The organism is Dietzia aerolata (genome assembly GCF_014144865.1).
Classification (GTDB): domain Bacteria; phylum Actinomycetota; class Actinomycetes; order Mycobacteriales; family Mycobacteriaceae; genus Dietzia; species Dietzia aerolata.
Window position 1 is genome coordinate 1 of sequence record NZ_JAALDM010000034.1, and the last position, 10,554, is coordinate 10,554.

Consider the following 10,554-nt stretch of genomic DNA (forward strand, 5'->3'; position numbering starts at 1 on the left):
CGCCGCGCGATGCGGGGGCCGGGTGCCCGCCGCGGGATGGCGGTCGGGACGGTCGTGGGGCTGGTCGTGGGCCTGTCCGCAGGGCTGTTGGGCGGCGTGGCGTTGGGTAGTGGCGCGGCGTCGCCGGGCGCGTCACCGTCGGTGGGTTTCTTTTCCGGGGGCGACGACGACAACACCGCAGACACCGCCGACACCGACACTCCCAACGGGCCCGTTCGCCCGGCGGAGCAGATAACCCTGGCCTTTGCCGGGGATGTGCATTTTGAGAACCATCTCGCCTCCCTGGCCGACGATCCCGATTCCCTGTCCGAGCTGCAGTCCAGTCTCGGGGCCGCGGACCTGGGGATGGTCAACCTGGAGACGGCGCTGACCCAGGGCGGTTCTCCGGTTCCCGGCAAGCCGTTCACGTGGCGGGCGCATTCCGGCGCGCTGGATGCGGTGGCCGGGGCGGGCGTGGACCTGGTGACGATGGCCAATAATCACGCTGTCGACTACGGCGAGGTGGGGCTCGCCGACACCTTCGACGCGATCGATGCCTCCCCGATCCCGGTGATCGGCATCGGCCGCGATGAGTCCGAGGCATTCGCGCCCGAGATCCTCGAGGTCCGGGGCGTGAAGGTCGCGTTCGTCAGTGCCTCCCAGGTGTACGAGGAGACCACGTCCTACTACGCAGCCGGGCCCGGCACGCCGGGGATCGCGTCGGCGTTGCCGCGGGACCGCATCCTGCAGGCGGTGCGCGAGGCTCGCGAGCAGGCCGACGTGGTGGTGGCCTACATGCACTGGGGCCTCGAGGGATACACCTGTCCCGGCGACGAGGCGATCGCCTCCGCCCACGATCTCGAGGCGGCCGGCGCGGACGTGATCCTCGGCGACCACGCGCACCGCGTCAACGGCGCCGGCTGGGTGGGCGACGCCTACGTGCACTTCGGCCTCGGCAACTTCGTCTACTACCTCAACCGCGAGCCCGCCGGGCACACGGGCGTGCTGACCGTGACCGTCGACGTGCCGGCCTCGGACGAGCCGCGCCCCGACCGGCCGCTGGTGACGAACGCGGACTGGGACGCGATGCTCATCTCGGGCGACGGCATCCCGCGCCGCCAGGACGCCGCCACCACGGCCCGCCTTCAGCAGGTTTTCGAGGCCTCTCGCGAGTGCACCCCGGCCCGCGCGATGCCGTAGCTCCCGGCTGACCCCGCCCCACACGAGTTGCACGACATCACAGGTCAGTGGCAAGTCACCAGGTGCGAAAACTTCGCCGTGATTCGAACCAGATGTCTTGCGACTGCAGAGCGGTGTCGTGCAACCGCGCAGGTTCGGCGCCGAGTAGGTGCCGAGTCGGATGGAGTCGGTGTCGGAGTCGGAGTCGCGCTGGGCTCGGTCTGGGCTTTTGCTGGCTTCGGTCAGTTCGTGCTGATCGGCAGGTAGACGCGCCCGCCGGCGTCCGCGAACTCGGCCGACTTCTCGGCCATCCCCGCCTCGATCGCCTGGACGGTCTCCAGTCCGTGTTCGGCGGCGTAGTCGCGGATGTCCTGCGAGATGCGCATCGAGCAGAACTTCGGCCCGCACATCGAGCAGAAGTGAGCGGTCTTGGCGGGCTCGGCCGGCAGGGTCTCGTCGTGGAACTCGCGGGCGGTGTCCGGGTCGAGGGCCAGCGCGAACTGGTCGCGCCACCGGAACTCGAAGCGTGCCTTGCTCAGGGCGTCGTCACGATCCTGCGCCCGAGGATGTCCCTTTGCCAGGTCAGCGGAGTGGGCGGCGATCTTGTAGGTGATCACGCCGGTCTTGACGTCGTCGCGGTTCGGTAGCCCGAGGTGTTCTTTGGGCGTGACGTAGCAGAGCATGGCGGTGCCGGCCTCGGCGATGCGGGCGGCGCCGATCGCGCTGGTGATGTGGTCGTAGCCCGGCGCGATGTCGGTGGCCAGCGGCCCGAGCGTGTAGAACGGGGCCTCCTCACACCACTCCTCTTCGAGCCGCACGTTCTCGACGATCTTGTCCATCGGCACGTGACCGGGGCCCTCGATCATCACCTGCACGCCGTGCGACTTGGCGATGCGCGTCAGCTCGCCGAGCGTGCGCAGCTCCGCGAACTGGGCCTCGTCGTTGGCGTCGGCGATTGAGCCGGGACGCAGTCCGTCGCCGAGGGAGAAGGTCACGTCGTAGGCCGCAAGGATCTCGCACAGCTCGGCGAAGTGGGTGTAGAGGAACGACTCCCGGTGATGGGCGAGGCACCAGGCCGCCATGATCGAGCCGCCGCGCGAGACGATGCCGGTCACCCGCTTGGCCGCAAGCGGCACGTAGCGCAGCAGCACCCCGGCGTGAACGGTCATGTAGTCCACACCCTGCTCGCACTGCTCGATGATGGTGTCGCGGTACAGCTCCCACGTCAGCTTGGCCGGGTCGCCGCCGACCTTCTCCAGCGCCTGGTAGATCGGCACCGTGCCCACCGGGACCGGCGAGTTACGCAGGATCCACTCACGGGTGGCGTGGATGTCGGAGCCGGTGGACAGGTCCATGATCGTGTCGGCGCCCCAGCGGGTGGCCCACACCATCTTCTCGACCTCCTCGGCGATCGAGCTCGTCACCGCCGAGTTGCCGATGTTCGCGTTGATCTTGGTCATGAAGCGCTTGCCGATGATCATCGGTTCGCACTCGGGGTGCCGGTGGTTGGCCGGGATCACCGCGCGGCCGGCGGCCACCTCCGAGCGGACCAGTTCCTCGTCGACGCCCTCGCGTGCGGCGATGAACCGCATCTCGGGCGTGACCAGGCCGGCCCGTGCCCACGCGAGTTGGGTGCGGACCAGGGGAGGCTGGTCGGAACCGGTACCGCATGCAGAAGCGGAAGCGGAAGCGGTCGCGGAGGCCGGGACCGGGCCCGGGTGAGCCCAGTCGTCGCGGGTGCGGGGCAGGCCGATGGCCAGATCGTGGCATTCCGCCGCGGAGGCGTAGCCGGTATAGGGGCCGGAGGTGTCGTAGACGTCGAACGAGGTGTTGTCGGTCAGATCGATCCGGCGTACCGGCACCTGCATGGCGGCACCGGGTGAGATGGCGGACTTTGCGGAGAGAGAGCCGGCGACGGCCCCGGAGGAGGTGCCGGTCTGGGCGGAGTTGATGGTGGTGTTGTCGTCGTCGTCAAAAACTGGGGCCTCTACACCCACGTAGGTCTTGCGGCTTGAATAGATTGGCCCGCACGTCACGGTGTCGACCGGTGCTTCCGACTCGACCAGGGCCTCGGCCTCGACAGAGGTAGCGGCCTCGATGGATGTGGAAAGGCGTGCGTCAGTAGATGCGTGTTGTGCCATGAGAATTCCAGAACTCCCTACGCCGGCATGATCCGGACAGGTTCTACGGTCGACGACCCGGCTGGTCGTCCTCTCAGCCCACGCTCCGAAGCGGGCTCCCGTGTGGATGGGTTATGAAGTTGTGCCGTCGCAGCCTAACCCGCGGAGTAGTGTCAGGGAAGTAGCACCGTCGGCCTGAAGGAGTCGAGATGTCCACCGGAACGTCGTTGAAGCTGGTCCACAACTCCGACCGGGATCGGTTCGAATTGTGGGACGACGAGACGTTCATGGGGCTCGTCGGCTATGAGATGGACGGTGATGTGTTCATCCTGCTCCACACCGTCATCGAGGAGCGTTTCGGACAGCAGGGGATCGCTCGACTGCTGGTCAGCCTCGTGCTGACGCGCATGCGACTGGATGGGTCGAAGATTCGTCCCGTGTGCAGCTACGTGCGTCGATTCCTCGTCCGGTTCCCGGAGTATCAGCTGCTCGTCGCGGCCCAGTAGTCCGCTGGGTGAGGGGCTCGTCGGTTGCTGCTGAGTTCGCCCCGGCGGGTTGCCGGCTGCGCTCCGGCGGGGTGGTGGCGGCGGGGCTGACGCAGGGGCGACGTGGCGGTTGGGCATGTTGATCCGGCTCAGTTCGGCGATAGCATCGGCCTCATGACGAACCCGAACTTCCCCGACTCCTCCGGCACCGACTCCACCTCGAATTCCGGCGCAAGTTCCTCGTACGGGAGCGGATCCGGCTACGGGTCGCAGGCCGGTTACGGCGCGCAGCCGAGCTATGACTCCCAGGCCGGATACGGCGGGCAGTCGAGCTATGGGGGCCAGTCGAGCTACGGGAGCCAGTCGACTTACGGCGCGCAGCAGAACTACGGCGCGCAGTCGAACTTCGGGGCCCAGGGCGCGGCCGGCTCGGATGGCGAGGTCGGGAATTACGGGCCGCAGGGCCCGCCGTCCAACGTGGGCTGGGCCGTGGTCTCGATCCTGTTCTTTTGGCCACTGTCGTTCGTCGCGATGACCCGTGCGCTGCAGGTCTACCCTCTGTGGGCGAGCGGACAGTACTCCGAGGCGATGGCGGCGAGTGCCTCCGCGAAGAAGCTCGGGATGATCTCGCTGGGGATCATCGCGGTGATCTTCGTGCTGTACATCCTGTTCATCATCATTATGGTGGCCGTCGCGGGCACGGCGGCCAACAACTACTGACCACTCCGGCATGGTGGTCCGGTCGGGTGCAGGGATAGCATCGGCCCCATGACGAACCCGAACTTCCCCGACTCGTCCAGCTCCACCTCGAATTCCGGCTCCGACTCCTCATACGGGAGCGGTTCCGCCTATGGTGACCAGTCCGCCTACGGTGCCCAGTCCGGTTACAGCGCTCAGCCCGACTACAGTGCGCAGTCCGGTTATGGTGCACAGCCCAGCTACGGCGGACAGCAGAGCTATGGGGGACAGTCGACCTACGGCGCGCAGCAGAACTACGGGGCTCAGGCTTCTGCGGGTTCGACCGGGAGTCTCGGGACCTACGGTCCTCAGGGCCCGCCGTCCAACGTGGGCTGGGCTGTAGCCGCGGCCATTTTCTTCTGGCCGTTGGCATTCGTCGCGATGACCCGTGCACTGCAGGTCTACCCGCTCTGGGCGACCGGACAGTACGCCGAGGCCGAGGCGGCCAGCGCTACGGCGAAGAAGTTCGGGGTCATCGCGCTTGTGGTGTTCGCCGTGCTCATCGTGCTCTACATCGTCTTTTACGTCGTGTTCATCGTCTTCATCATGAGCATGTCCGAATCCATGTACTGACGGTCCCTCACCACCGGGTGGGCCGCTTCGCTCGGTCTCACCGCTCGGGCGCGGCTGCACCTCCTTGGTGCGGCCGCGCTGTCTTTTGAGCAGGGCTGGCGGGGCTGTCGTTTATGCAGGGCTGTGGCGCTACTGGGTGGCCGCGCCCATCTGCCGGATCGTCTCGAGGTGCTGGGACGGAGCGTCCGGGGCGAACTGGCCCGGCCGGATGGTGACCGTTTCCCACCTGCCCGAATAGGGGAACATGCCGTGCTCGCGGTGCAGTCGCGCCGACACCGGGGACCGGTGCATCCGGCCCACCGAGAGGCCGCTGAACGGCACGAGCCACGACAGCTGGGAGAGTTCGATACCCTCGGCCACCGCGACGCCGTCGATCTCGAGCGTGACCTGCCACCTGCTGCGACCGGGCGCCTCGACACGCATGCCGAGCCTGGTCGCGCCCGCCGGGATCGGAGCGGGGAAGGCAGCCGAATCCGTGACCCGCCCCCACGCGTTCTGCTCGACCCGCAGATGACCGTCCTCCACGAACAGGACAAGCCCCGACTCCTGCCCTCCATGGGCGTAGAGGACACCGGCGTCGCCGGGCTGGTAGCCGGCGCCGAGCGTGACCTCGACGCTGAAGCTGCGGCCGTCGACCAGCTGACTCACCCGGAACCGCTCGAGCGGCGGCGTCTCCGGCACCATCACCGTCTCGGTCGCGAGCCGCTGCTCGGCGGGATCGCGCTGGTAGAAGTGCAGCGGACTGCCGTTGGACATCGGGTACACCTGGTTCTCGCGGGCCGCGCGCTCCCAGCGGGATACCAGGTCGGCGACCACCTCCGGATGCTGCTCGGCCACGTCCTCCAGCTGCACCGGGTCGGACGCGGGCCGGAAGAGCTCCCAGCGATCGGCGGCGAACGGCGTGGCCGGGGCGTGCCGGGCCACCAACTCGAACTCCCCGGCGTAGTACGCGCGCTCGCCTAGACATTCGTAGTACTGGTCGCCGTGCGCGCTCGGGGCGTCGGGATCGCGCAGCGCCGCCACCATCGAGGTGCCGTCCAGCGGGCGGGCGTCCAGACCTTGCCGACTCGCGGGAATGTCCACTCCCGCGAGCTCGGCGAGGGTGGGAAAAATGTCCGTGACGTGCGCGTATTGGTGGCGGACGGCGCCGGTGGGGGTGGCGTTGTCGTCGTCGTGACGGTTTCGGTCTTGTGGTTTTTCCGGTTCTTTACCGAGGCCGAGCCCCGCGGGCCAGGACATCACGCACGACACCTGGTGGCCGCCGCGGTACGTGCTGAACTTGTGGCGCCGGAACGGAGTGTTGGCGACGGTCGCCCAGGCGGAGGCGTAGTGCGGCCAGGAAGCGGGGCCGCCGAGCTCATCGATCCGCCCGATCTCCTCCGCGACGCGCTCGTCGACGCTGAGCTTGCGACTGCGGTCCATGTTGGCCAGGAAGTTGAACATCCCCACGGTGCCGCCGGGGCCTGCGGTGGCCGCGCCGTTGTCGGAGAGAAAGACGAAGATCGTGTTCTCCAGGCGGCCGAGGCGGCGCTGGATCTCGCGGATGCGGCCCACGGACTCGTCGATGCTGACGACCATCGCGGCGTAGTTCTCCATGTGCCGCGCCGCGAGCCGCCGCCCGTCGTCGGTCAGCGAATCCCACGCGGGGACGTCGGGGCCCAGGTCCTCGTTCATGGGACCGGTGCCCGCCGCGTCGGGAACCACGCCCAGAAGATCTTGACGACGACGACGCTCCGCCCGCACCTGCTCCCAGCCGGAGTCGTACTGCCCGCGGAACGGTTCGGCGGCACCGTCTTTGATGTGCATCGGACTGTGCACGGCCGCGTGCGCGTAGTACATCATCAGCGGCTTGGTCGGGTCGCATGCGTGGGTCTCGGCGATCATCTCAACGGCGCGGTCGGTGAGATCGTCGGTGAGGTAGTAGCCGGGCGGGTACTCCTCGGTGCGGACCGGGCTGTTGCCCTCGTACAGCTGGGCCGGCGCGTGCAGGTTGGCCTGGGCCTCGAGGAAGCCGTAGTACTGGTCGAAGCCGCGCTGCAGCGGCCACGAGTGGCGGTCGCCGGCGGCGTGCATGTCCTGCTCGCGGCACAGGTGCCACTTGCCGATCGCCATGGTGGCGTAGCCGGCGTCGCGGAAGGCCTCCGCCATCGACGGCTGGTTGGGGGCGAGCTCGGCGGCGTAGCCGGGGAAGCCGTCGTCCACGTTGGCGACCGCGCCCATCCCCACCGCGTGCGAGTTGCAGCCGGTCAAAAGCGCGGCGCGGGTGGGGGAGCAGGTCGGGGTGACGTGGAAGTCGGTGAGGCGCGCGCCCTCGGCGGTCACGGCGTCGAGGTGCGGGGTGGGGATCTCCGAGCCGAACGCGCCGATGTCCGAGTAGCCCATGTCGTCGACGAGCATGACGATGACGTCGGGCTTCCCGCCCGGCCCGCGCCGGTTCGGCCGCGGACGGTCGGGCCAGGCGGGCGTCGCCGAGGGCAGGTTCTCGGTGATTGTGCCTCCGAAGTCGGCCGGTGCCCCGAACTCGCTGTCACTGGTGCTCGTCATGACGGCGATCGTAGCCGCCTTTGCGGGTTGGTGTAGACGTTTGTCTACACTTGCGGAAGAAGTGAGCCCTGAGCTGGGATTTGCTGCCCGGCTCAGGGCTCAGGTTGTGGGGCTCAGACCAGGCCGAACTTGGGTGCCTCGATCGCGGGGCAGGTGTTCATCACCACGTCGAGGCCCGCTTCCTTCGCGCGCTCGGCGGCGGCCTCGTCGATGACGCCCTTCTGCAGCCAGACCGCCTTAGCGCCCTTGGCGATGGCGTCGTCCACGACAGCCCCGGCGAGCTGGGAGTTCACGAACACATCCACGACGTCGATCTCGCCGGGAACCGACTCGAGATCCACGTAACCCTGCTGGCCGTAGACCGTTTCGGCCTTGGGGTGGACCGGCACGATCTCGTGACCGAGGTTTCGGACGTACCCGGCGATCTCGAAGGCGGTGCGCTCTTCATTGGCCGACAGGCCCACGATGGCCCACCGACCCTTGTCGGCCAGGAGACGCTTCATGACTTCGGGATCATTGGTATGGCTCATACCCAGTGCAGCGCCCGCGAGCGCCCATTCATTCCTGGCGACGTGGCCGATCACGCGCAAATGCGCAGCCTGACCTGCTTCGGGCGCATCGAGAAGTGGGTTCGGCCCGGGCGCACTCGCAAAACGCGAGCTGAACCCTCTGCAGGCTGCGGGAGCGATGGGCGGCGGCGCCGACAGGCCGAGATCAGTCGCCGACGGCGTCCTTGCCGCGCTGAACGATCTTCGGATCCGGGGCAAACACGACCTGCGTGTCCTTCTCCGGGTAGTCGAACTGGTTGAGGAAGTGGCGCAGTGCGTTGATGCGGGCGCGCTTCTTGTCGTTGGACTTGATGGTGGTCCAGGGGGCCCAGTCGGTGTCCGTGCGCCGGAACATCTCTTCCTTGGCGTCGGTGTACTTGTCCCATTTGTCGAGGGACTCCAGGTCCATGGGGGAGAGCTTCCAGCGGCGCACCGGGTCGAGCTGGCGGATCGCGAAGCGGGTCTTCTGCTCCTCCTGGGTGACCGAGAACCAGAACTTGGTCACGCCGATCCCGGAGTCGACCAGCATCTTCTCGAACATGGGCGCCTGCTGCATGAACGTCTCGTACTGCGCGTCCGTGCAGAAGCCCATCACCCGCTCGACGCCGGCGCGGTTGTACCAGGACCGGTCGAACAGGACGAGCTCACCGCGGCTGGGCAGGTGACTGACATAGCGCTGGAAGTACCACTGGTACAGCTCGGTCTCGGTGGGCTTGATCAGGGCCACGACCCGGGCCTGCCGGACGTTGATGTACTCGGTGAACCGCTTGATGGTGCCACCCTTGCCGGCGGCGTCGCGGCCCTCGAACACGATGATCTGCCGGTGCCCGGTCTCGGCCTGCCACCGCTGGAACTTCAGCAGCTCGATCTGCAGGAGGTACTTCTCGACCTCGTACTGGTTCCGGTCCATCCGGCTGTTGTACGGGTAGTTCTCCCGCCAGGTGTCGACGGCTTTGCCGTTGATGTCGATGAGGTCGGGATCCTCGCCGTGGTCATCGCGGACGGTGAAACCCTCGGCGCGGAGCCGATCGATGTAGTGACGCAGCTGGAACGTGGACATGCGGTCGATCTCCTGGTGTGAGGTGGTGTCGAGCGATTTGAGAAAGTCTGTCTGGCTGGCGGGCCGGGCTGCGGGGTCTGGTGGGTCGGGCTGGCGGGCCGGGCTGCGGGGTCCGGCGGGGGCGCGGTCAGTCGAGGTCCACGATGACCGGCGCGTGGTCGGAGGCGCCCTTGCCCTTGCGTTCCTCGCGGTCGATGCTCGCCCCGGTCACGCGCTCGGCCAGTGCGGGGGAGTGCAGCTGGAAGTCGATGCGCATGCCCTTGCGCTTGGGGAAGCTCAGGCCGGTGTAGTCCCAGTAGGTGTAGACACCGGGGCCGGGCGTGTACTCGCGGGTGACCTCGCGGAAGCCGGCGCCGTCGAAGGCCGTGAACGCCACCCGCTCGGGCTCGGAGACGTGGGTCTTGCCCTCGAAGACCTCCATGTCCCACACGTCCTCGTCCAGGGGCGCGACGTTCCAGTCGCCGACCAGCGCGATCTGCGCGGACGGGTCGGCGTCCACCGCGGCCCCGGCGTGATCGCGCAGCCGGGCCAGCCATTCGAGCTTGTAGGTGTAGTGCGGGTCGGCGAGTTCGCGGCCGTTGGGCACGTACAGGCTGTAGACGCGGACGCCGTCGCACACCGCGGAGATGGCGCGCGCCTCCGGATCCTGCGAGACCTCGGGATCCTTGTGGAAGCCGGGCATCCCGTCGAACCCGATCTGCGCGTCCTCGAGCCCGACCCGCGACGCGATGGCCACGCCGTTCCATTGGCTCAGCCCGTGATGGGCGACGGTGTAGCCGATCTCCTCGAACGCCTCGTGCGGGAACTGATCGTCCTTGCACTTGGTCTCCTGCATGGCCAACACGTCACAGTCCGACCGTTCGAGCCACGCGAGGACCCGATCTTTACGTGCACGGATGGAGTTGACGTTCCAGGTGGCCAGGCGCATGGAGTCCAGTCTATTACCCGCCACGACGGCGCGAGTGGTGCGCGGGTGAACACGTGGGAACGGTGACGGAACAGCAGAGTCGGGTCAGGAAGGGGCGACGACGACGAGGTGCCGCAACGAATGATGCGGCTGCAGCCCCAGTTTCGACCAGAGCCCCCGGCCGGCCGAATTGTCCGCGAACACGTGGAGGTGACACTCGGTCGCCCCGAGGCCCAGCCCCCACTGGACGAGCGAGCCGGTGACGATCTCGGCCAGGCCCCGGCGCCGGTGGGCGTCCGCGGTCTGGACGCACGACACTGCGATCCGAGGCAACCCGTCCGGGCCGGTGGCCACCGCGCCGCGGGCGATCGCCGCGAGTTCGCCGCCCTCCTCGAGCCGCGCGAACACCGCGTGGCCACCG

General features: G+C 68.0%; 10 protein-coding genes. 4 read left to right on the plus strand and 6 right to left on the minus strand.

Translation table 11 applies throughout. From position 1 onward, the window contains the following. Positions 1-1,179, plus strand: a 1,179-nt coding sequence (locus G6016_RS02730; protein WP_241729683.1) for a CapA family protein, incomplete at its 5' end; no start/stop codon positions are given. Between the two features lie 221 nt (positions 1,180-1,400). Here G6016_RS02730 and thiC read toward each other — a convergent pair. Beyond that, on the minus strand, positions 1,401-3,026 hold the full coding sequence (gene thiC / locus G6016_RS02735) for a phosphomethylpyrimidine synthase ThiC (protein WP_182631186.1): 1,626 nt from the start codon (positions 3,024-3,026) through the stop codon (positions 1,401-1,403). A 461-nt stretch (positions 3,027-3,487) separates the two neighbouring features. On the opposite strand from thiC, the gene G6016_RS02740 reads away from it, so the two are divergent. The 3 genes from G6016_RS02740 to G6016_RS02750 all read left to right on the plus strand — a co-directional run bounded on the left by G6016_RS02740 (position 3,488) and on the right by G6016_RS02750 (position 5,074). Further along, positions 3,488-3,784, plus strand: coding sequence for a GNAT family N-acetyltransferase (locus G6016_RS02740; protein WP_182631177.1), 297 nt, complete (start codon positions 3,488-3,490; stop codon positions 3,782-3,784). 153 nt (positions 3,785-3,937) lie between these two features. After that, positions 3,938-4,483: a CD225/dispanin family protein gene (locus G6016_RS02745; protein ID WP_182631178.1), complete on the plus strand. Its 546-nt coding sequence runs from the start codon at positions 3,938-3,940 to the stop codon at positions 4,481-4,483. Between the two features lie 48 nt (positions 4,484-4,531). Continuing rightward, on the plus strand, positions 4,532-5,074 hold the full coding sequence (locus G6016_RS02750; RefSeq protein WP_182631179.1) for a CD225/dispanin family protein: 543 nt from the start codon (positions 4,532-4,534) through the stop codon (positions 5,072-5,074). A gap of 129 nt (positions 5,075-5,203) precedes the next feature. Here the strand turns inward: G6016_RS02750 and G6016_RS02755 are convergent, their stop codons facing one another. From G6016_RS02755 to G6016_RS02775, 5 genes are all read right to left on the minus strand, one after another. Next, positions 5,204-7,618, minus strand: coding sequence for an arylsulfatase (locus G6016_RS02755; RefSeq protein ID WP_182631180.1), 2,415 nt, complete (start codon positions 7,616-7,618; stop codon positions 5,204-5,206). Between the two features lie 113 nt (positions 7,619-7,731). Further along, entirely contained in the window at positions 7,732-8,148 is a 417-nt protein-coding gene (locus G6016_RS02760; protein ID WP_182631181.1) for a CoA-binding protein, read from the minus strand. A gap of 184 nt (positions 8,149-8,332) precedes the next feature. Further along, positions 8,333-9,226, minus strand: coding sequence for a polyphosphate kinase 2 (gene ppk2, locus G6016_RS02765; protein WP_182631182.1), 894 nt, complete (start codon positions 9,224-9,226; stop codon positions 8,333-8,335). A 127-nt stretch (positions 9,227-9,353) separates the two neighbouring features. Further along, positions 9,354-10,154, minus strand: coding sequence for an exodeoxyribonuclease III (locus G6016_RS02770; RefSeq protein WP_182631183.1), 801 nt, complete (start codon positions 10,152-10,154; stop codon positions 9,354-9,356). 84 nt (positions 10,155-10,238) lie between these two features. After that, positions 10,239-10,554: GNAT family N-acetyltransferase (locus G6016_RS02775; RefSeq protein WP_182631184.1), on the minus strand; the 316-nt coding region annotated here is incomplete at its 5' end.

What these genes read in the sequence shown, in the direction of transcription:
- thiC (WP_182631186.1), bottom strand. Translation starts at nt 3,026, where the DNA reads ATGCAGGTGCCGGTACGCCGGATCGATCTGACCGACAACACCTCGTTC.
- G6016_RS02740 (WP_182631177.1), top strand. Translation starts at nt 3,488, where the DNA reads ATGTCCACCGGAACGTCGTTGAAGCTGGTCCACAACTCCGACCGGGAT.
- G6016_RS02745 (WP_182631178.1), top strand. Translation starts at nt 3,938, where the DNA reads ATGACGAACCCGAACTTCCCCGACTCCTCCGGCACCGACTCCACCTCG.
- G6016_RS02750 (WP_182631179.1), top strand. Translation starts at nt 4,532, where the DNA reads ATGACGAACCCGAACTTCCCCGACTCGTCCAGCTCCACCTCGAATTCC.
- G6016_RS02755 (WP_182631180.1), bottom strand. Translation starts at nt 7,618, where the DNA reads ATGACGAGCACCAGTGACAGCGAGTTCGGGGCACCGGCCGACTTCGGA.
- G6016_RS02760 (WP_182631181.1), bottom strand. Translation starts at nt 8,148, where the DNA reads ATGAGCCATACCAATGATCCCGAAGTCATGAAGCGTCTCCTGGCCGAC.
- ppk2 (WP_182631182.1), bottom strand. Translation starts at nt 9,226, where the DNA reads ATGTCCACGTTCCAGCTGCGTCACTACATCGATCGGCTCCGCGCCGAG.
- G6016_RS02770 (WP_182631183.1), bottom strand. Translation starts at nt 10,154, where the DNA reads ATGCGCCTGGCCACCTGGAACGTCAACTCCATCCGTGCACGTAAAGAT.